This window comes from uncultured Streptococcus sp. (assembly GCF_963528215.1).
GTDB lineage: Bacteria > Bacillota > Bacilli > Lactobacillales > Streptococcaceae > Streptococcus.
The window spans coordinates 1-24,333 of the sequence record NZ_CAURVL010000018.1 but is presented as its reverse complement, the minus strand read 5'-3'; the positions used below and the strand labels follow the sequence as shown (position 1 = coordinate 24,333).

The following is a 24,333-nucleotide window of genomic DNA, read 5'->3' as shown; positions in this document are numbered from 1 at the left end:
GATTAAAACTCCAAATTAATGCCCGGCAAATCCAGAGCAATTTCTGTTACTTCATAAGTCAAGCGGTTGAGCATGGTCAGGCAAGGCCGAGCCAGCTCTTCTACTTCATCGTGGTCAAATTCACTTGGTTCCTCAATAAGACGACCGTGAATGTGGTTGGCTTGCGAAATGGTTCCGCTGATAACAAAATTCTCAAAAACAATCATAAAGGTCAAAATCACAATCAATGAAGTTGTGTGAGCTTCGACGTCTCTTTTGACCAATTGGAAATTCACATCAACCTTGGTTTCAGGTGTTCCATTTTCTTTTTCCCACTCAAAATTTCGGGCGTCAAAATGGTACTGACTAACAAATTCTTTTTCGCGCTGTATGTTCATTTTTATTCTCCTAAAAATATGCGATAGGCCCATTATACCATATATCGAGCGAAGTTTCCATGCTAAAATTTGCAGGCCAGAAAACACAAAAAAGAATCTCACTGACAAGCGAGATTCTTTAAATATTATTTTTTAAGTGGTTTGCGCAGGTAACCAAAGATAATACCGCTGACTAATGCACCAATCAATACATATACCAAGTAAAGGATTGGATTATTTGTCAAACCGATAACGAAGATTCCTCCGTGAGGAGCCATGAGCTTGATACCTGACAATCCTACAAGAGCACCTGTTAGAGCTGAACCTACGATAAAGCTTGGAATAGCACGGGCTGGGTCAGCAGCTCCAAAAGGAATCGCTCCTTCTGTGATGAAAGATAGTCCCATGACGATGTTTGTCAAACCTGAATCACGTTCTTCTTCAGTGAATTTATGTTTGAACAAAAGAGTTGCAATAAATACTGCCAAAGGCGGAACCATACCAGCTGCCATTACCGCTGCCATAACAGGCGAACCACCAGTTGAAACAGTGCTTGCAAGTGTACTAGTACCAAATACGTAAGCAGCCTTATTAACCGGCCCACCCATATCGACAGCCATCATACCACCGACTAAGAGACCGAGGAGGACAGCAGAGCTTCCGCTCAGACTTGCCAAGAAATCATTCAAGGCTGTATTGATTGCTGACATTGGAATATTGACCGCCAACATCACAAATCCAGTCACAAGAACGCCAAGAAGAGGCAAGAGCAAGATTGAACGGATACCTTCAAGTGAACGAGGCAGACCTGCAAGAAGCTTGCGAAGAAGCAAGATAACACCACCGGCTAAGAATCCTCCTACCAAAGCACCAAGGAAACCTGATGATACACCAACTAAATCAAGAGTTTTCTGACCGCCTTCAGCGTAAGCTACACCACCAAATGATGCACCGCTGCTCGCAATTGCTCCAGCTACAAAACCAGAAACCAGACCTGGCTTTTCAGCGATTGAATAAGCGATATAACCAGCTAATACTGGCAACATGAAGCCAAAGGCCGCTCCACCAATTGCTTTAAACTGCGCTGCAATCTCATGATAACTTCCCAGATTAGAAAGCTGATCTTTTGGTACACCTAAGATCTGATCCAGCAAGAATGCAATGGCAATCATAATACCACCACCAATAACGAATGGCAACATTTGGGAAACACCGCTCATCAAGTGCTTGTAGAAAGCGCCACCCAGACTAAGTTTTTCATTACTAGACTCTGCCGTACCGCCACCATTGGCAGCCTTGTAAATCTCAGCATTTCCAGAAAGGGCCAGATTGATCAGTTCTTCTGTCTTACGAATACCATCAGCAACCGGACGATTGATTAATGGCTTGCCGTCAAAGCGATTCATCTCTACCGCTTTATCAGCTGCGATGATAACAGCTTTGGCATTTTTGATATCTTCTGCTGTCAGCTTATTTCCAACACCACTAGCACCGTTAGTTTCAACCTTGATGCCGACACCCATTTCAGCAGCGACCTTCTGCAAAGCCTCTTGAGCCATGTAAGTATGCGCAATTCCTGTCGTACAAGCTGTTACAGCTACAAGGAAATCTCCGCCTTCATTAGCAGGTTCAACAACAGCAGGTTCTTCCACTTTTTCCGAAGCTTGGTCAAAGAGCTCAATCACCTGATCAGGCGAAGTCACTTGGCGAAGTTTATCCGCAAAACCATCCTTCATCAGGTATTGAGACAATTCAGCCAAGGCAGCCAAGTGAGTATCGTTAGCACCTTCTGGAGCTGCAATCATGAAGAAAAGATCAGTTGGCTGGCCATCCAAACTTTCGTAATCTACGCCTTTATTTGACTTGGCAAAAAGGACAGTCGCTTCTTTCACTGCAGCATTTTTGCTGTGGGGCATAGCGATTCCGTCACCTAGACCAGTAGAAGTCAAGGCTTCACGAGCCAAAATCCCTTCTTTGAAAGTCTCGAAGTCTGTTACATAGCCATGATCCACTAGACTTTGAATCATTTCTTCGATAACGGCTTTTTTCTCTGTTGCCTGCAAGTCTAGCAACATCACATCTTTTCTTAGTAAGTCTTGAATTTTCATATTTTTTCTACCTCTACTTTTTCATAGATTTCTTTTATGTACTCAGCTGTTGCCAAATCATCTGAGAAGGTGGTTGCCGTTCCGCAGGCAACTCCCCATTTGAAGGCTTGAATAACATCACCAGACCGGACGAACTCTCCAGTAAACCCAGCCACCATAGAGTCGCCAGCACCAACAGAATTTTTCACATCGCCCTTGATAGGTTTAGCGAAGTAGGCACCATCTCGAGTTACCAGTAAGGCACCGTCGCCAGCCATGGAAATGATGACATGCTGGGCACCCTTGTCTAAGATTTGACGGGCATAACTCTCAATCTGATCTAAACTTTCGAGCTTGAGTCCGAAAATATCACCCAGCTCGTGATTATTAGGTTTGACCAAGAGCGGCTCAAACTCTAAAGAATCCAGCAGCGTCTGACCTTCAAAGTCGCAGACGACTTGTGCTTCTGTCTTTCTGGTCAGACCAATTAACTCCTTGTAGACAACATTTCCTAGATTTTTAGGACTGCTGCCAGCGAAGACTACAGTATCTTCTGATGTCAGAGAAGAAAGAAATGACTCCAGCTCTTCTAGTTTCTGATGAGAAATTTCTGGACCTGGTCCGTTAATCTCTGTCTCAGCATCTGCTTTAATCTTGACATTGATACGAGTATCCTGCTCAACTTCTACAAAATGGCTGGAGATTCCTTCCTCTTTCAGAGTATCTGTGATGAACTTGCCAGTAAAACCACCGATAAAGCCAGTAGCTGTATTCTCAATACCTAGACGTTTGAGAACTCGGCTAACATTGATTCCTTTTCCGCCAGCGAATTTGTCGTCACTGTCCATCCGATTGACGCTTCCTATAAGAACCTTGTCCAGACGGACAATATAGTCGATGGAAGGGTTTAGTGTGACAGTATAAATCATACTTCAATCACCTCCGTTTTTTCTTTGAGCGCTTGAATCACTTCTGATTCATTTTGATTAGTAATAATGCTTGCTTTGGCGAGAGGAGCAACCTTGACAAAGGACGTCTGTCCTAGTTTAGAAAGATCAGCCAAGACATAAGTCTTCTTAGCGTTCTCTAAAATCGCTCTTTTGACAGCTCCTTCCTCCATATCTGGAGTGGTAAAGAAGCCATCGTCAATGCCATTTATTCCAATAAAGGCTTTATCGAAATTCAACTGACCGATTTGATTCAGAGCCACACCGCCAATGCTGGCATCCGTTGAACGCTTGACCTTTCCGCCGATTATGACTGTCGGGATATTGCGCTCTACCAACTTGGTCGCATGGTGAATGGAGTTGGTGACGACTGTCACTCTAGGGTCATGCAGCTCATTGACTAAGAGCTCATTGGTTGTCCCCGCATCAATAAAAATCACATCATGTCCTTGAATCAAGCTTGCTGCCATTTTGGCAATAGCTGTCTTTTCTTGAATGCTTTTGATAGATTTTTCCTGATTGCTCTCCTCTTCTTGCAGAAAATGAAGGCTTTCGGCTCCCCCGTGAACTCGTCGCAGCTTGTGCTCGCTCTCCAACTCATCCAAATCTCTTCTGATAGTTGATTCTGAAGTGTTTAAAGCATGTACTAGATGATCTAAAGAAACAAATTTTTCTCTTATGACTGTCTCTAGAATAACTTGCTTTCTTTCCGACTTCAGCATAAAGCACCTCCTTTGGAATCGTTTACGATTATTATTATACCTCTTTATTTTTCAATGTCAAGCACTTTCTATCAAAATCTTTCATTTTCTATCTTTTTACCGAACAAAAAAGAGCTGGACTATGTCCAACTTCTTTCATATCATTGCATAGCTGCCAAATAAAAGGCAATTAGCTTTTATTGATCAAGGATACAATATAGGCTGCCATGACAGGCAGAAACGTTCCAAGAAAAGTAAACACAACCAAAACCCAGAACCAGACTGATTTAAAAGCCTGTCGGTAAGTCCCTGGGAGCGAACGATTTGTGTCAATGTATTCCTTAAATTTTGGCCATTTCAAGATTAAGAGCAAAAGAAATACTGTACTGCCAGCGATTAGTAGGCCGTAAAAAACGATGTTAACAATAGGCTCTGGAGTTTTTTTTGAAAGAAAAGCTATACCTTCTGCTATGACAAAGTTATTGAGAGCATGAAAAATGATAGACCAGATAATCGAATACTCAAAAGCGATATAGCCAAAACCTAAACCAATCAAACTAGCAAAATAAAACTGATAAAGATTTTCATGAAAGAGACCAAACAAAATCGCAGTCAGAAGAATGGCAAAAATCTTTCCATGCTTCTCTAACGCTCTTAATCCAGCACCTCTGAAAATAATTTCCTCCGTAACCGGAGCCATCAAGGATGAATAAATCAACATGGTCAGTGTTTCAGAACCGCCGCCTCCCGCTTCCATACTAGATAGATCTAGATTGAAGAGTTGCATGATAGCCTGCATCATCTGATTGACAACAGCCGTAAACATTTGGGCGAATAAAAGGAAGCAAATCATATAAAAGAAAACTTTAGGAGTCATCTTCCGCCCCTTGCGACGAAGGTCGTATTTGAAGAGCTGCTTGCCCCGAGACACCGTGAAAGTAAGAACACCGAGACAGGAAGCTAGAATATAGGCTCCGCCGTCCTTTTCCATGAATTTGGTAACAATGTCTTGCGTCTTTTGAATGTCCATACCTTGCCCTGGCATGATGACAAAAAAGGCAACAAATACGTAAATGAAGACAGCAGCAAGCATAACCCATAAATAAGTAAAGCAAGTCGCTGAAAATCGTCCTAGATCTTTTTTAGGATTTAAAGGTTCGGGTATATAATACATAAAATCTCCTATTTTAAGTTTGCTCCTTACCCTTTTTGCTCAGGAAATACAAGGTCAAAAAGATTCCCTCATAAAGCAAAGCAAAAAGAATAAAGGCGTGCATGAAAAATTCTTCTGGCAGAATCCAAATGACTGGATCCTTGGCTGGGTCAAACATCCAGGTATTGTCTCCTGCAAAGAGAACTTGATGAAAGAGTGTAAAAAAACTGTTAAAGCCAATCAGAACGGCTAGTCCAGCTAGAACAAGCGGCAATACACTGATCACCAGAAAAGCCCGTCTGTAGAGACCTAAAAATCCCTTTTTAACCACTTTTTTGATAAAGAAAATCAAAGCCGTCAGAGTAACTAGAAAAGTAGCTTGCGCCAAGTGAAAAAGATACTTGACCGCCTGAAAATGATGCAGCCCAGCTGCCGACGAGCGGAAATCCGGCATCGCCAGTTTCTGACCAAAAGGATTGGTCAGGTAATTCATCAAAATATTAAAATTATACTGAATGGTCTCTGTTTTCAGATAGACCTTATCCGGCAAATTGAAATAAGAAATCTCCATCGGATATAAGAGCCAAGCCAGGTAAATGGTCAGCAGGATAGCTACTGCCAGTAAGCACAAGACGCTGGCTGAAAATCTTACCTTATTACGCATCGAAGTCCCACTCCGCTAGACTGGACAAGACATGCGTCGGTTGGATAGGCAGATTGGGCACCTCTTCTGGCAGGGTAAAGCCTGTCGTAACCAAGAGGGTCGGAATGCCGTTATCGATTCCCGCTCGAATATCTGTCAGATAGTTATCCCCCACCATGACCACTTCTTCACGCGCCAGTCCTAGATGCTCTATGGCTTTTTCCATGATGATGGCATTTGGCTTGCCGATAAAGGTGGGCTCAACCCGAGTGGCTGCTTCCAAGAGGGCGTTGATAGCACCCGCTCCCGGCTGCAGACCTCGCTCCGTCGGAATATTAAGATCTGGATTGGTTCCGATAAAGTGAGCACCCTTTTGAATGGCCAGAGTTGCTATTGTCAGCTTCTCATAGTCCACTTCCCAGTCCAGCCCCACTACTACATAGTCTGGATTTTCTGTGTCTTCTATATATCCAGCTTCTTCAATGGCATGTTTAAGGCCGACATCACCAATAACGTAAGCTTTCTTGCCCAGATTTTTCTCCTGCATATAATCGATGGTAGCTAAAGTAGCTGTGTAAATAGTTTCAAGTGGCGTCTCAATATTGAAATTTGCAGCCAGCATGGTCTGCACTGCTTCTGGCGTGCGAGTAGTATTATTGGTCACGAAAAGATAGGGAATCTTACGCTTCTGCAACTCATGCACAAAAGCTTCACCAGCCGGAATCCGGCTCTTGCCCTTATAAATCGTCCCGTCTAAATCAATCAAATATCCTTTATAAGTCATTTCTACTCTTCCTTATTCTCTTGTTTAAACTCTTGCCAGGTAACCAAAGCCTGAGCATTGACTTCGCCGTCACTGGAAATCTGGTGATTGCTCTGCAGACCTTCTAGGTCATAGCTAGAAGCAATCATGCCGCCTGGTCGGACTTCCTTGACATACTTAAGGTGGACTTTCTTGGGAAGGTGCTGGGTGAGGAAATCTGCACCCATGACCTCAAAGATCCAGTCCAAATACTTGCTATTATTGACATGTCCGTTCATATCCAAGTCGTAAAAGCGCACATGGTAGTCCTTGCTGACAGGATTTTTCAAGTCTGGATATTTGGGACCGCGCAGTAATTTCTTGGAAAACTCTGATTGATATGGCGCTACAATCTCCGGATCAACGGCACGAACCTTGCGGCTATCTCGATCCATAAGAACAAAGGTTGCCTTCATCTGTATAATGGCTTCACCCGCTTCATCAAAAATCGTAAAGCGACGGTAGCAAAAGAGCCGATTATAAGTTAAGGCTTCTGTTTCGATAGTAATCTCCTCTGCAAATCGTGGTAGACGTGTCACATCAATATCATAGTCCGTGATAATCCAGACTAGGTTATACCGCTCCAGCATATCCTTGTCACTGACACCAAGCTCAATTGACTGCATCCCCGATACCTGCAAGGACAGCAAGATGACATCCGGCAGCTTGATATGGCCATTCATATCTGCCATATCAAAAGGAATTTTCATTTTCATTTGATAAGTTAAGCCCATGATTTACTCCAATATAAATTTTTCAGCAACCGTATCGCCCAAAAAGAGACCTTGTTTGGTCATGCGCACGATATCTCTGTCCGGCACTAGCAAGCCCTGTTCAGTCAGCTCAGACACAACAGCTCCGTACTGGTCTTCAAAGGAAAGACCAAATTTTTCCTCGAAGCGCTTTTTAGAAACACCTGATTTCTTGCGCAGTCCGAGAAACATCTCTTCTTCCATCTTTTCATTCAGCGTCAGCACTTCTTCCTGCACACGGGCATTGCCCGCTTCCACCGCCTGCAGATAATGGCGAATTGGCCCGTGGTTTTTATAGCGGACACCATTGACATAGCCAGACGCTCCCGCTCCGATACCATAATACTCCGCATTGTTCCAATACATGAGGTTGTGGCGGCTCTCAAAGCCTGGCTTGGAAAAGTTTGAAATCTCATAATGCTCGAAGCCGGCCTTTTCCAGCTCAGCTATAATGTAGTCAAACATCTCCGCTTCCAAATCTTCTTTAGGCAGAGGCAGCTTCCCTCGTCGCATTCGATTCATGAAGACCGTATGATTTTCCAAAATCAAGCTATACAAACTCATGTGAGGAATGTCTAGGGCAATAGCCTTGGCTACGTTGATTTTCACATCTTCCATTGTCTGCTTGGGCAGGGCATAAATCAGATCAATCGAAATATTGTCAAAACCCGCTTTTTTGAGATTGGCAATATTCTCATAGATGTCCTTTTCCAAGTGACTGCGACCAATCTGCTTGAGCATGCGGTCATTGAAGGTCTGTACGCCCAGCGAAACCCGATTGACAGGTGAGTCTTTGAGTACAGCAATCTTCCCCTGGTCCAAATCCCCAGGATTGGCTTCAATAGTCAGCTCTTCTAGATAAGACAAGTCCAGCTTGTCTGTCAGCTTTTCCAGCAAAAAAGCCAACTGACACGCCGATAGAGCGGTCGGAGTCCCACCACCGATATAGAGGGTACGGAGCTTTTTGATGTCGTAAGAATTATACTCCTCAATCAAATGCTCCAGATAACTATCTACCGGCTGATTTTTGATAAAAACCTTGGAAAAATCGCAGTAATAACAAATCTGAGTACAAAAAGGAATGTGCACATAAGCAGAAGTCGGTTTGGTTTGCATAGTAAGATTATAACATAAATCATAAAGACAAGCGGGATAAATGTTGGATTAATAAGGTTAAAATCATAATCGCCAAATCCCTGCTTCAAGCTTTAAACACTTTTATTAAGCAAGTATTATTCAGTAATTTTCGATATGAGAAAATTAATCATTGCTTCTTCTTTGTTGAATTTTTCTTTTTGATATTTGATTAAGTTAGCTTCTTTTAGATTTTCATTCAGATAATACAAATGAATATCTAAAAATCTCTGCAAGGCATAACGAAAACAAACAGTTTTATCGATTGGTCTGGAATAATATTTAAAAAAATTATCTAGCATTTCTTCATATTTTGACCTTTCAACTTTCTGCAGGATTCCCCAAAATAAGGTTCCAATATCCTCTTCAGGCAATGAATATCTGCAATCTCCAAAATCCAATATGGCTACTTCCTTTTCGCAAAGCAGCAAATTTTCATTATGTAAGTCGTTATGAATAAAAATATTCCTTTTCTCAGACTTCATTGACTTCAATGTTTCTGTGTTCTCTTGAAATATTTTCCACAATGCCTGATAGCCTGGAATGATTCTTTCAAGCTGAGGATTGTAAGAAAAAGCTCTGAAATGCAAAGAAGAAATCAAGTCGTCATAAAAGGGGACTCTTTCAAATGTCATCAAATATCTCTGAGAAAAATTATGTATATTTGCTAATTTTCGAGCAAGTTTTGTCAAATTATAGGAAGAGAAAGTCATTCGTTCACCTCTTAAATAAGGATATTTCAGAAAAAAGAGACTTCCATCCTTCACATCCAGCCGATGAATGAACTTCCCATCTGGAAAAGACAGATACCGAAGCGGATTTAACTTGTTCTCGTATAAAGTATTGACAAAATACACTTCTCTTTCTAGATACGGAAAGGCTTGCGAAAAAATTGGCGAACTTTCGGCTAAATAAAGCACACGAACCACCAACTGGCCATCAATCAAATAATTTAGATTTTCACTACCTTTTGAGAGTTGAGAAATCTGACAATCATGACCGTACCATTTATGAAGATTATTCAAGATAAAATTTTCATCTGCAAATTGTTGAAAGAACATAATTCCCCCTCTGATTTGACTACCAACCTATACAAAATCTACCAGCTTAAAACTGGTAGATTTCTTTATTTCCCCAACTCCTGCGTCCTCTTGTAGGCAGCTTGAACGGCATCCATGACCGTTCCTCGAAAGGCATTTTCTTCCAGACTGGCTACCCCGGCGATAGTCGATCCAGCCGGACTGCAGACCTGGTCTTTGAGTTGAGCCGGATGTTGACCACTGACCTGACTTAGTTTGGCAGCGCCTAAGAGAGTTTGATTGGCCAGTTCAAGCGATATATCGCGACTGAGTCCTGCTCGGACACCTGCATCCGCTAAAGCCTCTATAAAGAGATAGACGAAAGCTGGTCCACAGCCAGCAAGAGCTGTCGCCGCATCCAGCTGCTTTTCCTCTAGTTTGACCAAAAGACCAGCCGAAGACAGAAGCTCCTGTAACAAATCTTCATCCGCTTGATTCGCCTGCTGAGATAAGCTATAGGTAATAACACCATCACCTACGGCTACTGGTGTATTAGGCATTATCCGAATCCAACGATGGTGGCTAGATGTCAATTTTTCTAATAGCTCCAAGGTCAGACCAGCAGCCATCGAAACTAGCAAAATAGAATCCCGATTTTCTAGAATTTCTTGATAATCAGCCAGCAAGTCAGCAAATTGAGCTGGTTTGATTCCCAGAAAAATCACCTCTGCCTGAGCAAAAACTTCTGCATTACTGACCGGCAGGCCACCAACTTCCGCAGCAATCTTTTCAGCCTTGTTCCTACTTCGGTTGGCTAATAATAATTCACTTCTAAATCTTTCATCTTGGGCAACTAGACGGGCTAAACTGCCGCCCATATTTCCTAGACCGATAAATCCAATTTTCATCATTATTTCCTCACTTGACCAGTTCCTTGGATGACGTATTTATAGCTGGTCAGCTCTTTCAGCCCCATAGGACCTCTGGCATGCAGTTTTTGAGTAGAAATCCCCATTTCGCAGCCAAGGCCAAATTGACCGCCGTCTGTAAAACGGGTTGAAGCATTGACATAAACAGCCGCACTATCCACCTGCTCTGAGAAGTAAGCTGCTGCTGCATCGCTCTCCGTCACAATGGCATCCGAGTGATGGGTGCTGTGAGCCTCAATATGCTCCACCGCTTTTTCCAGCGAGGAAACTAACTTGACCGCTAAGATATAGTCCAAAAATTCGGTATCAAAATCTTCTGGTTTAGCTTGCGAGCCCGAGATATACTGAGCCACTTTCTCATCCAAACGTAATTCAACAGAATTTTCTTGTGCAGCATCACGATCTGTCACCAGCATCTTCTGTAAACGAGGTAAAAATGCAGCTGCAATCTCTTCGTGAACCAGCAGTACCTCCATGGCATTGCAGACCGAAGGGCGACTGGTCTTGGCATTCTCAATAATCGCCAAAGCCTTATCCTGATTAGCATCCTTATCTACATAGACATGGACAATTCCAGTACCTGTCTCAATAACCGGCACAGTCGCATTCTCTACGACTGCCTGAATCAGTCCCGCCCCACCACGAGGAATGAGCAAATCCAGATAACCCTTGGCCTTCATCATAGCCTGGGCGGAAGCCCGGCTGGTATCAGAAACCAACTGGATACAATCTGGTGAAATAGCCGTCTGTGCCAAGCCTTCTTTCAGAGCTGTGACAATAGCTAGCGCAGTCTGATAGGCATCCTTGCCACTTCTGAGAACGACTGCGCTACCACTCTTTAGAGCCAGAGCCGCAGCGTCTGAAGTAACGTTAGGCCGGCTTTCGTAGATAATCCCAATCACACCCATAGCCACCCGCTTTTTACTGATGACAAGTCCGTTATCAAGCTCAGTCCTTTCCAAGACTTGCCCTACAGGATCCTCCAAGTCAATCAGCTGGCGAATGCCCTCAGCCATGGCAGCAATGCGATCCTCGTCCAGATAGAGGCGGTCCAGCATCACATCTGAAATCTTACTTTTTGCTACAGTCATATCCAATTCATTGGCTGCTAAAATGTCCGCACGAGAAAGCCAAAGCTGCTTTGCCATTTCTTCCAATGCATGGTTTTTCTCAGCCGTTGTGGCCGTATTAATCGTCTTCTTAACTTTCTGAACCTTTTCAAAAATCGCTTGTGTTGAGGTCATCGCTTCTCCTTTCCTTGTCTTCTAAAATTCAGCAAATAAATCATTTAACTCCGGTGTCAAAGAGATCCAGTCATCCCGATGAATGACAATACCTTTAGGTTTATTTGACTTGAGCATATCTTTAAGAGCTGACTTGCCAAAACGCACGCGCCCTTTACCAAGAATAGCTCCGCTGCCTTCCTCGTAAACCGTCACCGTATCTTGATAGGCAAAGCTCCCCGATACAGATACAAGTCCAGACACCAACAAACTTTTTCCCTTATTTCTGAGAGCGTCGGCTGCTCCTTGGTCCACATAGATTTCCCCTTGACTTTTAGCATAGAAAGCTAGCCATTGCTTCTGCGTTTTTAGACCTTTTTCTTGGGCCAAAAAGAGACTGCCATCCTTGGTTTCCTCCGTAGCTTCCAGCAGAGCATCAGTCTTGAGCGAGGAGCAGATATAGACCGGAACTCCAGACATGGTCGCCAGCGTTGCAGCTTTTATCTTTGTTAGCATTCCGCCAGTCCCATTGCTTGTTCCTGCACCGCCTGCCATATCAATCAACTCAGAAGAAATCTTCTCAATCTTTTCAAGTCGACGAGCATCTGGATTGGTAGAGGGATTGGCCGTGTAGAGTCCATCTACATCTGTCAAGAGCACCAGGAGGTCCGCCTGAACCATGGCTGCTACCTGCGCACTCAGTGTATCATTATCTCCGACCTTGATCTCTTCGATGGCTACCGTGTCATTTTCATTAATGATAGGAATAGCTCCGCGATTCAGCAAGACAGACAAGGCCTGGTGGGCATTCTTGTACCGCCTCTTATCTGCAAAATCGTCCTGAGTTAAAAGAATCTGAGCAGAAATGATTTGCTTCAAAAGAAGATTGGTTGTATATTCCTCCAAAAGCAAGCCCTGTCCAACAGCAGCTGAAGCCTGTTTATCCGCCACCTTGGTTGGTCGCTTTTTAAAGCCCAGAGAAGAAAAACCTGCCGCAATAGCTCCTGATGAGACCAAGATTAACTCATGCCCCGCCTCATGCAAAAGAGCCAACTGCCGAGTAATTTCCTTTACTTTAGCGCGTGACAGACTGCCATCTGCGTTAGTCAATGACGAAGTCCCCACCTTAAATACGATACGCTTTGCTTTCATTTCCTTTTCCTTCACTGCTAGATTGTCTTATTATACCACGATTTACAGAAAATAAAAACGACCGCGATTGAAGCGGTCAAAGGAAAATTTGTATTTTAACAATGAACAAACCTACCTATCCTTGTCGCAATTTTTCTAAGGTTTCTTGGAAAATAGCTGGCACTTCAGCTGTAAATTCCAGCACTTCACCAGTTCTAGGATGGGTGAAGCCCAGGGTTCGCGCGTGCAAAAATTGGCCATGACCTTTTAAAGTCTTGCGAGGTCCGTAGACTTCATCTCCAGCCACAGGATGTCCAATGTAAGCCATATGGACGCGGATCTGATGAGTTCGTCCTGTTTCCAGCTGAAGCTCAACCAAGCTATAGTCACCAAAACGTTCCAAGACTTGGAAACGCGTCAGAGCTGGCTTGCCTTTGGCAGTCACTGCCTGCTTCTTGCGGTCTTTTTCACTGCGACCAATCGGTGCTTCAATCACTCCACGGTCATTAGGCAGATTTCCATGAACAATAGCCCAATACTTGCGTAGGGATTTCTTATCCTTGAGCTCATCAGCCAGAGCCACATGGGCTTGGTCATTTTTTGCAATCATAAGAAGCCCTGAAGTGTCCTTGTCAATCCGATGAACAATCCCCGGACGGAGGACACCGTTGATGCCAGAGAGGTCTTGGATGTGGTACATAAGGGCGTTGACTAGCGTACCGCTGGTATGGCCCGCAGAAGGATGAACCACCATTCCCTGAGGTTTATTGATGACTGCCACATCCTCATCTTGATAGACGATTTCTAGCGGAATATCTTCAGCTACATACTCAACCACTTCTGGCTCAGGCAGCTCATAAGAGATGACGTCGCCTTCTTTGACAGCGTATTTGGCTTTTTTGGCTTGTCCATTGACCAAAATCCTGCCGTCCTTGATCTGCTCATTAGCCAAACTCCGCGATAGGTCCGTCAGCTCTGCAACCGCCTTGTCCAATCGCTGACCAACTACTGAAGCCTCAATTCTTACTTCCATCTTTTTCTTCCTTCAAAATCATCAGCAGTAAAATAGCTACACCAAAGGTCAGATACATATCCGCTACATTGAAAATAGCAAAATTAATAAAATCTAACTGAAACATATCCACGACAAAACCTTGACGTATCCGGTCAATAAAGTTTCCCAAACCACCAGCAATCACCAAGGTCAGCCCAGCCAACATCCACTTTGAGGCGTGGAGGTGCTTGACGAGGTAGTAAACCGCTCCGCCGATGACCAGAAAAGTCACCAAAGTAAAGAGCCATTGCTGATTTTCCAGCATGGAGAAGGCTGCGCCGGTATTCTGAAGATAGGTCAGACTCACCAGATGAGGAATGAAACTCTTAACCTGCCCCAGCTTAAAATCGCTGACAATATATAACTTAACAAGCTGGTCCAAAACAATAAGAACCAAGACTGCAAAAGGAATAATAATTTTTCTTTTCATACTTTATTTTTTCTGTGCAAAATACTCTTTCATAACCGATACAAAGTCTTCCCCGACCTGAGTCAGCTCCACATCTTCACGCTTGACATAGACCATATGGTTGTCCAAATTGTCACGAAGCTTGATGACAGTAATACCATTCACACTGTTACTGTCCAAAAAGCCAGAACCAGTCGCATAAGCATCGGTTCGCTCCAAAATTCCATTCAAAGTCGCGCGGTCCGTCACATTAAACATCTGTGAGCTAGCACTGGTATCAACAAAATTCTCCGAATAATAGAGATACTCGTCCTTTTCCTGAGTGAAGCGAACAGTTGGCAAGGCAGCTAAATCTTCCATGACCAGCTCATTCTTCTGAGTCAGAGGGTGATCTTCCCGCAGGTAAATATGGGTCTGAAAAGGAATCAACTCAATTACTTCCAAGCCTAACTTTTCCACCCGCTGCATAATGCCTTTAGTATTTTGATTATTAAGGTAGATAATGCCAATTTCACTATGGCTTTGCGCCACTTCATCCAGAATCTGTACAGTTGTTGACTCAAAAATCCGGAAGTTCTTATACTCAGGATAGGTCTGAGAAAATTGGGTAATCAAAGGCGGCAGAAAGTCATAGTGCTGGCTGGCAATAGAAAACTCATCCCGCTCCTCCTCAGGATTGGCATATTGATTTTGAAAAACATCAAACCCCTTGACCAAGTCTTGAGCTTTTTCATAAAACTCCATTCCTCGGCGAGTCAAAAAAGTCCCGCTGCTGGTCCGACGAAAAATCTTGAAGCCCAGCTCTTTTTCCAGATCACGGACAGAGATAGACAGGCTAGGCTGGCTGACATACATTTTTTCCGCTGCTTCTCGAAAGGTCCCACTATTAGCAATGGCGACCACATAACGCAATTGTTGAATATTCATAACACTTTCCTTCTTTACATATCGTCTCATTATACCATAAACCAAGGCAGAACAAAAGAAACCAGCTGTAAGAAGCCGGTTTCTCCTTTTAAGTTAATGAGTAATCTTAGAAAAATTTACTATTTTTCTTTTAGATAGACAACCTCTGTCATCTCTTTGAAGCCTAGTTTTTTATAAAGTTTCAAAGCTCGGGTATTCTGCTTTTCTACGACAATCTGAAACTCCTGTCCATTGCGCTTATTCAAATCCTGTATACTTGCAAGCAAAAGATAGCTCCCTAACCCCTGCCCCTGAAAATCTTGATTAACTGCCAAGCCAAAGAAATAATTGGTGCCAAAATCCGTATCAACTGACACAGAAGCTATAACTCTACCATCTTTTTTCAGGATATAGAGCAAGCTGAATGCGCTGCTAACGGCTTCTCTGGCGTATTTCAAGGCAACATCAAGCTGTGTCTCAAAGACTTGGGACTGGAAAGCTGCAATCTCCTCTGCCAATTCCAAACTTCCCTGCAAGACCTCTATCCCTTCTCTTTCTTCCAGAGGAAAAGTTCGAGCAGGCTGTGCCAGCCAGATTTCCGCTTCATCTGCTTGGTAATCAAATCTTCTAGCAAAGTCAGGTTGACCGTTCAAAAAGACCAGCTCTGCTACATACTCAATCTCGGTCAAGTCATACTTGTCAGCCACTATTGCAAAAGCAGCCAGGAGTTGATTAGCCAAACCCTGACGCCGATAGTCTGGAAGGACATAGAGTGACACCTCTGCTTGGCCCGGCTCATCCGAGTAGACTGATAAAAAGCCGATGGTTCGGCCATCCATCTCAGCCAAGAAGAAGGCTGGCATTTCAGGAACTGCATTATAATTATTATCCAGATAGGGCAGTCGATAGCCCCCGTCTGCTTTATTACACTCTTGAACTAATTCAAACAATTCCTGCTTTTCTTTCTCAGGTAATGCATTATAAATACTTATCTGCATCTGTCTCACTTCTTTCCAGTATTTCTTTCTATTCTACCACGAATAGCCCTGTCAAGTCATTCAAAAAGGGACTGGAAAAATCCAGCCCCAATCTCGCTTAGTTAATTGTTTTTTTATTTTTCAACGTGGTCAGCAAGTTCATCCTGGGCTTTTTTATTTGCCGCAGTAGCTTCTTCTTTCCATTTTTTCTTAGCCGCTTCGTATTCTTTGGTCGTTACTACATCCTTCTGAAGCTGGGTCAGCTTGAAGTTGTATGCTGAACCTTTGACACCAACTGGTGAATAGGCCTTTGTAAATGGCACTGATTTAGTAACCGACGGCGTTGCTCCTTGTGAAACAGTCGGGATAATCAAGCCGCTATCTAGCAACCAAGCTTCCGCTTCTGCATACTTTTCGTAACGCAGTTGCACATCATTGGTTTCTGCATTGGCTTCTTCCAGCATCTTAGTATAAGTATCCAAGCCTAGCTCTTTTATCTTATCATTGTCTTGACCTGGTTCAAATCCAAAGTTTTGCAAGCTTCCGCCGTTCTTGATATTAAGAGTATCAAGGTAAGTAGATGGATCTTGGTAGTCACCAGTCCAGCCACCAGTAGACATATCATAGTCTTTCTGAGCAGCAGAGTTAGCAAAATAGGTGATATTATTAAGATCGTCTGTGCTCATCTTTTGCAGGTCAATGACGACATTTTCCGCTCCAAGAGCCGATTCGATAGACTGCTTGGTTGAGCTAGCCCATTGAACGCCAATCGTGCTAGACTGATCCACTGGCATATCTAAGTGAATCGGGAATTCAACTCCTTTAGCCTGCAAGGCTTGCTTCGCTTCTGCAAATTTCGCCTTAGCTTTTTCAGGATTGTAGTAAGGATCTTGAGCGTCAGAGAGGTCAATTCCTTGCCATTGGCTGCCATAATTAACTAATTTTTCCCCAACAACAGTTCCAAAATCCTTGTCGCCAATTTGGACAAAACTAGGTGGTACCAAGGTATTTCTCAAGACCTTAGTCGCTCCGTCTTCACCATTCCCTTGTGCACCGTAAGATGTACGGTCAAAGGCAAAGTTGATGGCCTGACGAAAATCCTTGTTCATGATCGCTTCGTTAGTAGCAGATTTTTGAGCGTCTGTTGTTTTAGAAGTATGATTGTAGGACTGACGGTTGTAGTTGAAATTATAATAATAAGAAGTAGAATCCTGCGGGCTGTATACGATATTGTCCGCGTATTTCTTCTTGACTGAGGCAAAGCCAGAGCTATTCGGATAGAGACGAGCTGTGCTGTAAACGCCATCGCTGAAGTTACGAATCAGGGCTTCCTGATCATTTCCATCGTAATAGGTCAGCTTGATACTATCCAGAGTGACATTGTCTTTGTCGTAGTAATTTGGGTTTTTGACAAATTCCATCACAGACTTGGAAGTCAGAGACTTGAGCAAGTAAGGACCATTATAGAGGATGCTAGATGGCTTGACAGAGCCAAAATTGCTTCCTTCTGCTTTCAGAAACTCTTCATTGACTGGGAAAAGAATCGTGCTGGTTGTTTTAGAGTTCCAGTAAGGCTCAGGGCGAGCCAGAGTGTATTGCAGGGTATGGTCGTCAATAGCCTTGACACCAACATTGTCGAAATTCTTATCTTCACCCTTGATATAAGCATCCAAGCCCTTCACAGAGTCCTGAACTAGATAAATAGCTTCTGAATTTTCATCCGCTGCATACTTCAAGCCAGTCACAAAGTCCTGGGCTTTTACTTCTGCATATTCTTCACCATCGGATGTGTACCATTTAGCATCATCACGCAGCTTATAAGTATAGGTCAGACCATCCTTAGAAACTGTCCATGACTTGGCGATAGAGGGAACCAAGTTCCCATACTTGTCATTTTCAAAAAGTCCATCGACAAGGTTGGAAATGACATCACCTGTCGTTGCACGGTTTGTAGCAAGATAGTTCAAGCTGTCAGGGTCTGAACTATAAACGTAAGTATAATTATTTGTGCTAGATGAAGACTGGCTACAAGCCGTCAGCAATAGCCCGGCACTCAGTACAACTCCAGTCGCAATCAGCCATTTAGATGCTTTCATGGATAGAACCTCCTTTGATGTTATATTTTATAACATGAACTATTATACCAAAAAACGTATAAAAAGTAAATAGCAAACCGATGACAGTTGAGTAAAATATCTAAGGGTGAGTACTTTTAGCAAGCTCACAAAGCTTTCCGTTACTGCCTTTCTGCAAATTTCTAAATAAAAAAGGAAGAATCCGCTTTTACTGCAAAGTTGCTGTGGAATCTTCCTTTTTGTTATTTTATCAAGAATAAGTAAAGCTACGAAAGCATTACTGCTGTATTCTCATTTTTTATTTCTTATAGTCTTCGGTATGATAAGCCATACAGATAGACAACTCCAAACAAGAACAAGGCACCCAGCAAGACTAAGAACAAACTGCTGCTGTCTCCTGTTTTAGGAAGCTGACTTACCTGCGGAGCCTGCTGACTTAGCTGCCGACGAGGACTTACAGGTTCAACAGAACGCAAACTCAACTGCGGAGGATTTTGTTTACCTGGGACCATGCTCTGCCTAGCTGCAGTAATCTGAACAATCTCCTTGTAATAATCTTCTCCCATGCTGAATTCTCTATTTTGACCATCAATCAAGGTCAGGGAAAGTACTGGTCTGAATTGACCTTCTACTAAGCCTTTCAAGCCAATCTGAACTGGATTGGTATCGTTGGCTTTTTTAGAAATCAGAACAGTATCACCAGAGATGGTATAGTCTGGACTAGGGAGAATGCTGAAGCGCTGAGTATCCATCTTAAGGGCAAGACGGTAGTCATTTTTCTCTAGACCGTTTAGTCTACTCAGGGTAACGGTAGCAGTAAAAGGCTGATCTAGCTGAGCAGATGCAGGGACATTGACTTTGATATCCTTAACTGGATCGGTATAAAAGAGACCATGCCCGATAGGATAGGCTACCTCTGTCTCAGACATGATGCCATCCTTGATACGCGGCACATTTACTGGTAGCGTTCCAACATGTTTTTGACCATTGAAAATCACTTCCACTCCAGCTGGGATATTAGGACCAAAAGCATTGTCCGGTTTCAGAGACTCAGTCGGATCCATTCCCTTGTTTCCATAAACTGCTACAATAGCCTTGGCATTAGGATAATTCGCCACATCATAAGGTTTGGAAATGCTCATGACAGCTGCCTGTTTTCCAGTTGCATTTGCATAGTCCACGACTTCTGTCGGAACTCTTGTCAACCAGAAATCGCCGGCTAGTTGAGATTGCCGTCCAATTTCAGAAATCAGGACAATGTGAGTAGCCTGGTCAATCTTTCCTTTCAAATCTTCCAACTTGGTTGTCTTGCTGTAGTTCAGCGCCTCATATGTGACACCTGCCGGAATCACTCCGTCTGCTATCAGACGCTTGACGCCCAACTCTAGTCCAGGCACTTCATCGTCGTAAGCTGCTAACAGCAAAATTCTGTCGCCAGATTTGACCTTAAAAGGAAGAACAGTATCATCGTTTTTAACTACCGTCACTGCACTAGCAGCGATTTTTCTCTCGGTATCTCTGTTTAGCTCTGAGCCAACAGTTGCTTCAGCCTTGGCTTGAGTTCGCTCAGATGGATTAAAGTCTAAAATACCCCGTTTTTCTTTTAGGTTCAAGATGCGGGTCACAGACTCATTCAATCTGCTGACTGGAATATCGCCTCTCTGAACCGCTAGCTCAATATCATTGATAATCTTATCGATTTTAGCTAAATCACTCTTACTACGTAAGACAGTTGGCATCAGCACCACATCTACACCTGACTTGATTGCCATGATAGCTGCTTCAGATTCTCCGAAGTTCTTAGCAATCGCATCCATTCCCATAGCATCAGATACTACTACACCCTTGTAACCAAACTTTTTGCGAACAATGCCTGTAATAATGTCATCAGACAAGGTAGCAGGGATATAGATAGTTTCCCCAGTTTGCTTAGATATAACCGTGTCTTTTTCGATCTGAGGATACTGAATATGGGCTGTCATCAGCATATCAGCGTTTTTGTCTATGGCAGCCTTGAAAGGCAGCAACTCCAGCGCTTCTAATTCCGCATAGGACTTATCTACCAGAGGCAGACCAGTGTGAGAATCCACCGCCGTATCACCATGACCAGGAAAATGCTTAGCCGCTACTGCGACATTATATTTCTGAATCCCCTCCATCATAGCCGTTCCCAGGCGAGCAACAACCTTAGGGTCTGAAGAGAAGGACCGCAAACCAATAACTGGATTCTGCGGATTATTATTCGTATCAAAAACAGGAGCAAAGTTGACATTCAAACCTAGAGCCGATAGCTCCCGTCCAATAATTTGACCTGCTTGATTAGCCAATTCTGGATCACGCGTCGCACCAACTGCCATGTTGCCAGGAAGAGCAGTCCCACTGCCCAAGCGATAGACAATACCACCTTCTTGGTCAATCGCGAGCAAGAGCGGCAACTTGCCATTATTAGCTTGGTTACTGATAGCTGCTTGCTGCAGGGCCTGCGTCAAGGCTAAGGTTTGAGCAGTTCCTTTCACATTCTCAGCAAAGAGAATGACACCGCCAAAATCGTATTTATCAACCGCTTCTGCCACTTCTTTATTAAGCTCCGTCATATCGGACTGGGAGGCTTGGCCCTCTTGCTGCCATTTTCTGAAGTCCGGCATCAGCATCTGGGTAATTTTCTGACGAAGTGTCATATCCGACACAAGTTGCTGTACTCTCTTAGAAGCTGGTGGCGCATCAGTCGCCGCCTGACCTTGAGCTTGATTGGCACCTGAGGAAACTTCTGCAGGTTGGGCAGTCGCTGGTTTGGCAGGATTATCCACCGAATTTTCTGCATTGGCAGCTTGGCTTGAAGCAGCCGTTTCAGTAGCTGCAACTGCCGAAGCATCAGAGACCGGAAGAGCTTTTGTAACAATCTGACTATCCTGACTTGGTGTGCCCCTAGCCCCTGCACTACTATCAGAAGAGTCTGTTACGACTGCAGCACTTGCTTGTTCATACTGGTTAGCAGATTCCGGCGACTGATTAGCCGTATCTGCCTTTATGGCTCCCAATGGCCAAAAAACTAGTAATGATAAGGCAAGCGCCAATAGCAATTTATACCTTTTCATCATAGGCATTCTCCTTTCATCCCTATAATAATAGCACAAAAAACGATGTTTGTAAACGTTTACATATTATCTAATGATTGTTTGTTTTTATCACCAATTAGTAATACAATCTCTATAAAAATGAAATAGTATTACAATATTATAGAAATGTTACAGAGGTATAATTTTATAGAAATAACATAACCTAACTGTTAAAAACAAGATTCTTTTATCTTGTGCTAACAGTTGCATAGAAAGGATTTGCTATGAGACAAGAAAAGAAGACTAAAGTAATGCTCAACCGCCGCTACTGGCTGGGGCTTTCCCTGGCTTCTGCTGCGACTTTAGCCGCTGCTTTGATTTCCACTGGAACAGTTCGAGCGGAGAACAAGTCAATCCCTGACTGGGTTTCTAGACGTGAAGTTGGTATTTACGATCCTAGTGTACCAGATATTGAGGACGACCCTACTATCTTTGATGATCCAGGACCTATCAAGGTTCCGGAAGCTCCTAAGCGTGACCTTCCTAGCTCTATTGATGAAGAAACTGGTGAAAGGATTAGAAATAGAATCGTTCTTTACAAGGGTAAATACTATGCACTTGATCCTAATAGATCTATATACGAAGTTCGGGATGATCCAGGAGAACAAATTCCGACGAATCTAAAAAACTCTTTCTATACTAGCCCAACAGGTAAGGTCTATTATTTTGACGAAAAAGGACGAAGGGTCATCAATCTTTACAGTGTAGATGGCAAGCAATACTTCTTTGATTCTTACGGAGAAATGGTTAAAAACAGATTTGTTAGTTACTCTGAATATACTTATTACTTTGGTGAAGATGGAATACCTTATGAAAACGGACTTTATAAGATTGGCAAGTACTACTATTACTTTAGCGAGTATGGCGATCTTTTGAGGCAAGGTTCTTTCGACTACAAAGGAAAGACCTATTATACTAATTGGCATGGCGTTGTCAATATAAAAGACGAAGAAGTTACACCATAATGAAAAACACCAGAAATGAGGACGTATGTCTTCGTTTCTGGTGTTTGTTTTATTCAAAACCCCTCTAATGGGAAATTCATTTTTTAGCAGATGGTTATTGTTCTTCTGATTTTCTTACACTAATACCTAGCCCCAATCCAGTCAGAAGCAAACCAAGCCCCACAACACTATAGACTGCCTTTTCGCTACTTCCTGTTTTAGGAAGAGACTGTTCAGATTTGGCCAAAAGTGTTGGTGCTTGAACATGATAGACGGTAGATGTAGGCATTGTAGTACGACGTTCAAGATAGAATTGATAACTATCTTTTATGATTGTATAGTAACGAGCTTCATTGACACTTTCAACAATCCATGAAGTGGTTCCTTTTGTTAGAGCATCAGCTAAGTTATTTTCGATATCAAGCACTCTGCCTTCTGTTGCAAAATTTTTGTAAATTCCCTCAATCGCTTTTACCGTTGCTACGGTTCTTTCTATACCAGCAGCTTTCAAAGCCGCAAGTGTATCAGCAACCGTTGGAATTGAAGGGTCTTCTTTCATTTCAGCATCTGTTAATAAAACGACAAATTTCTTATTTTTAGATGACTTAGACCAATCATAGGTCGAAATAATCTGGTTCAGGGCAGGAGTCGGTGTTTCTGGAGTATCTCCTCCACTCGCTATACGAATCGCAGCTAACGCTTTTTCGAGCTCAGCCGGATCAGTTGTAAAATAAGATGACCCAAACCGTGTTAGAACCGTATCTTCATCTTTGCTGCCAGAATTACGGCCGTAGACTTCATCACTAAATGTTGCCAAGCCAAAACGTGCTGTAATCCCCTCTTTAGTAATATTTCGCACAAATTCATTAATATTTGCACGAACAATATCAATTGTGCCACCCATGGATCCTGAACGGTCGACAACAAATACAATATCAGCTGAACCAGCTTTTGTCACAGTTGGTGGCGTTGAGGTGTAGGTAATAGTTGTAGTCTTATCTACTCGCTCATACTGCGTATAGGGATTCCCATTTTCATCTGTGCCAGATAAAGTATTTTCAGTACGTCTAGTTATTGGCTCTGGCGCCTTATCAACCTTTGCCGGAGCCACTTCTGTCTTTGTAACATCAACAGTCGACGTTTCTACACGGACTGTTTGATTGCCTTCTTGACTTTCTTTGACATCAACAGGTGATACATTTTTTGAGACATCAATCAAATCTCCTGGTTTCGCTGCAGATTCTTCAACAACAGGTTTCGTCGTATCAGCAGCAATTTCAGTACCAGCAGCTTCAATCGGAGACCTTACTGCTTCAGTTTTTGCTATACTGCTTGATGAAGGTGGTGTACCAACCTGGTCTGCAAAAACATGCGAAGCTTGTGAAAAGGCAAATAGAAGAGTTGCTGATGCTAATCCAACTTTCAATTTATACAATGAAAAGCCTGGAAGTTTAAATGATTCTTTTTCCATAATTTCTCCTTATCTTTTTAGATTTAGAAACATGATTGCATCTATTTTATATAGAATAACATAAAAAAATAGGAACTGCAAGCGATTTCAGATATTTATTAGTCTAAAAATTAAAATTTTAGAATATTATCAGAGTTTGTATGCTAAAATTGATGAGCATCATCATGAATTATTAAATAAATGCTTTATCGTGCCGTCTCTAATAAGAAATCCCCATGCTCAATATCCGAGCATGGGGATTTCTTATTAATTATTTAGCGATTGGGTAAACAGAAACTTGTTTCTTATCGCGTCCTTTGCGTTCAAAGCGTACTACGCCTTCAACTTTTGCGAACAAAGTATCATCTCCGCCGCGTCCAACGTTGACACCTGCATGGATGTGAGTGCCGCGTTGGCGGTAAAGGATAGAGCCGCCTGTTACGGTTTGCCCGTCAGCTGCTTTAGCTCCCAGACGTTTCGCTTGTGAATCACGTCCGTTAGATGTAGAACCTCCACCTTTTTTGT

22 protein-coding genes are annotated in these 24,333 nt (G+C 43.0%); 1 reads left to right on the top strand and 21 read right to left on the bottom strand.

Annotated features, from left to right (window positions below):
• Positions 1-2: 2 nt before the first annotated feature.
• From RWS24_RS07740 to RWS24_RS07650, 19 genes are all read right to left on the bottom strand, one after another.
• Positions 3-377, bottom strand: a complete 375-nt coding sequence (locus RWS24_RS07740) for a DUF1149 family protein (RefSeq protein ID WP_002915309.1) — start codon at positions 375-377, stop codon at positions 3-5.
• Positions 378-502: 125 nt separating this feature from the next.
• Positions 503-2,464: a fructose-specific PTS transporter subunit EIIC gene (locus tag RWS24_RS07735; protein WP_314366528.1), complete on the bottom strand. Its 1,962-nt coding sequence runs from the start codon at positions 2,462-2,464 to the stop codon at positions 503-505.
• The gene (gene pfkB, locus RWS24_RS07730; protein ID WP_314366527.1) at positions 2,461-3,372 is read right to left on the bottom strand and encodes a 1-phosphofructokinase; all 912 of its coding nucleotides are present in this window, start codon (positions 3,370-3,372) and stop codon (positions 2,461-2,463) included. The genes RWS24_RS07735 and pfkB overlap by 4 nt, the downstream gene beginning before the upstream one ends.
• Positions 3,369-4,112 (bottom strand): DeoR/GlpR family DNA-binding transcription regulator, encoded by a 744-nt coding sequence (locus RWS24_RS07725; protein ID WP_314366526.1) that lies wholly within the window; start codon positions 4,110-4,112, stop codon positions 3,369-3,371. Before RWS24_RS07725 ends, pfkB begins: the two co-directional genes overlap by 4 nt.
• 169 nt (positions 4,113-4,281) lie before the next feature.
• The gene (locus RWS24_RS07720) at positions 4,282-5,265 is read right to left on the bottom strand and encodes a CPBP family intramembrane glutamic endopeptidase (RefSeq protein ID WP_314366525.1); all 984 of its coding nucleotides are present in this window, start codon (positions 5,263-5,265) and stop codon (positions 4,282-4,284) included.
• A 13-nt stretch (positions 5,266-5,278) separates the two neighbouring features.
• Positions 5,279-5,908 carry a TIGR01906 family membrane protein gene (locus RWS24_RS07715; protein WP_314366523.1) on the bottom strand — a complete coding sequence of 210 codons (630 nt, stop codon included), beginning with the start codon at positions 5,906-5,908 and terminating at the stop codon, positions 5,279-5,281.
• Positions 5,901-6,671: a TIGR01457 family HAD-type hydrolase gene (locus tag RWS24_RS07710; RefSeq protein ID WP_314366521.1), complete on the bottom strand. Its 771-nt coding sequence runs from the start codon at positions 6,669-6,671 to the stop codon at positions 5,901-5,903. The genes RWS24_RS07715 and RWS24_RS07710 overlap by 8 nt, the downstream gene beginning before the upstream one ends.
• 2 nt (positions 6,672-6,673) lie before the next feature.
• Positions 6,674-7,423: an acyl-[acyl-carrier-protein] thioesterase gene (locus RWS24_RS07705; protein WP_314366519.1), complete on the bottom strand. Its 750-nt coding sequence runs from the start codon at positions 7,421-7,423 to the stop codon at positions 6,674-6,676.
• Positions 7,424-7,426: 3 nt separating this feature from the next.
• Entirely contained in the window at positions 7,427-8,557 is a 1,131-nt protein-coding gene (gene hemW, locus RWS24_RS07700) for a radical SAM family heme chaperone HemW (RefSeq protein ID WP_314366517.1), read from the bottom strand.
• A 116-nt stretch (positions 8,558-8,673) separates the two neighbouring features.
• Positions 8,674-9,636: an aminoglycoside phosphotransferase family protein gene (locus tag RWS24_RS07695; RefSeq protein ID WP_314366515.1), complete on the bottom strand. Its 963-nt coding sequence runs from the start codon at positions 9,634-9,636 to the stop codon at positions 8,674-8,676.
• Positions 9,637-9,701: 65 nt separating this feature from the next.
• Positions 9,702-10,502 (bottom strand): pyrroline-5-carboxylate reductase, encoded by an 801-nt coding sequence (gene proC, locus RWS24_RS07690; RefSeq protein WP_314366548.1) that lies wholly within the window; start codon positions 10,500-10,502, stop codon positions 9,702-9,704.
• Positions 10,503-10,504: 2 nt separating this feature from the next.
• Positions 10,505-11,767, bottom strand: coding sequence for a glutamate-5-semialdehyde dehydrogenase (locus tag RWS24_RS07685; protein WP_314366513.1), 1,263 nt, complete (start codon positions 11,765-11,767; stop codon positions 10,505-10,507).
• A gap of 21 nt (positions 11,768-11,788) precedes the next feature.
• Positions 11,789-12,898, bottom strand: coding sequence for a glutamate 5-kinase (gene proB, locus RWS24_RS07680; protein ID WP_314366511.1), 1,110 nt, complete (start codon positions 12,896-12,898; stop codon positions 11,789-11,791).
• Positions 12,899-13,013: 115 nt separating this feature from the next.
• Positions 13,014-13,910, bottom strand: a complete 897-nt coding sequence (locus tag RWS24_RS07675; protein WP_314366509.1) for an RluA family pseudouridine synthase — start codon at positions 13,908-13,910, stop codon at positions 13,014-13,016.
• Positions 13,894-14,361 (bottom strand): signal peptidase II, encoded by a 468-nt coding sequence (gene lspA / locus RWS24_RS07670; protein ID WP_314366507.1) that lies wholly within the window; start codon positions 14,359-14,361, stop codon positions 13,894-13,896. The genes RWS24_RS07675 and lspA overlap by 17 nt, the downstream gene beginning before the upstream one ends.
• A 3-nt stretch (positions 14,362-14,364) precedes the next feature.
• A complete protein-coding gene (locus RWS24_RS07665; RefSeq protein ID WP_314366505.1) occupies positions 14,365-15,267 on the bottom strand; it encodes a LysR family transcriptional regulator in 903 nt (300 codons plus the stop codon).
• Positions 15,268-15,386: 119 nt separating this feature from the next.
• Positions 15,387-16,244 (bottom strand): GNAT family N-acetyltransferase, encoded by an 858-nt coding sequence (locus RWS24_RS07660; protein WP_314366503.1) that lies wholly within the window; start codon positions 16,242-16,244, stop codon positions 15,387-15,389.
• 113 nt (positions 16,245-16,357) lie between these two features.
• Positions 16,358-18,319 carry a peptide ABC transporter substrate-binding protein gene (locus RWS24_RS07655; RefSeq protein ID WP_314366502.1) on the bottom strand — a complete coding sequence of 654 codons (1,962 nt, stop codon included), beginning with the start codon at positions 18,317-18,319 and terminating at the stop codon, positions 16,358-16,360.
• Between the two features lie 284 nt (positions 18,320-18,603).
• Entirely contained in the window at positions 18,604-21,402 is a 2,799-nt protein-coding gene (locus tag RWS24_RS07650) for a glycoside hydrolase family 3 N-terminal domain-containing protein (RefSeq protein WP_314366500.1), read from the bottom strand.
• 236 nt (positions 21,403-21,638) lie between these two features.
• On the opposite strand from RWS24_RS07650, the gene RWS24_RS07645 reads away from it, so the two are divergent.
• A complete protein-coding gene (locus RWS24_RS07645; protein ID WP_314366499.1) occupies positions 21,639-22,379 on the top strand; it encodes a hypothetical protein in 741 nt (246 codons plus the stop codon).
• Between the two features lie 94 nt (positions 22,380-22,473).
• Here RWS24_RS07645 and RWS24_RS07640 read toward each other — a convergent pair whose 3' ends face one another.
• Together RWS24_RS07640 and rpmA are read right to left on the bottom strand one after the other, a co-directional pair.
• Positions 22,474-23,829 carry a vWA domain-containing protein gene (locus RWS24_RS07640; protein WP_314366497.1) on the bottom strand — a complete coding sequence of 452 codons (1,356 nt, stop codon included), beginning with the start codon at positions 23,827-23,829 and terminating at the stop codon, positions 22,474-22,476.
• Positions 23,830-24,079: 250 nt separating this feature from the next.
• Positions 24,080-24,333: 50S ribosomal protein L27 (gene rpmA / locus RWS24_RS07635; RefSeq protein ID WP_314366496.1), on the bottom strand; the 254-nt coding region annotated here is incomplete at its 5' end.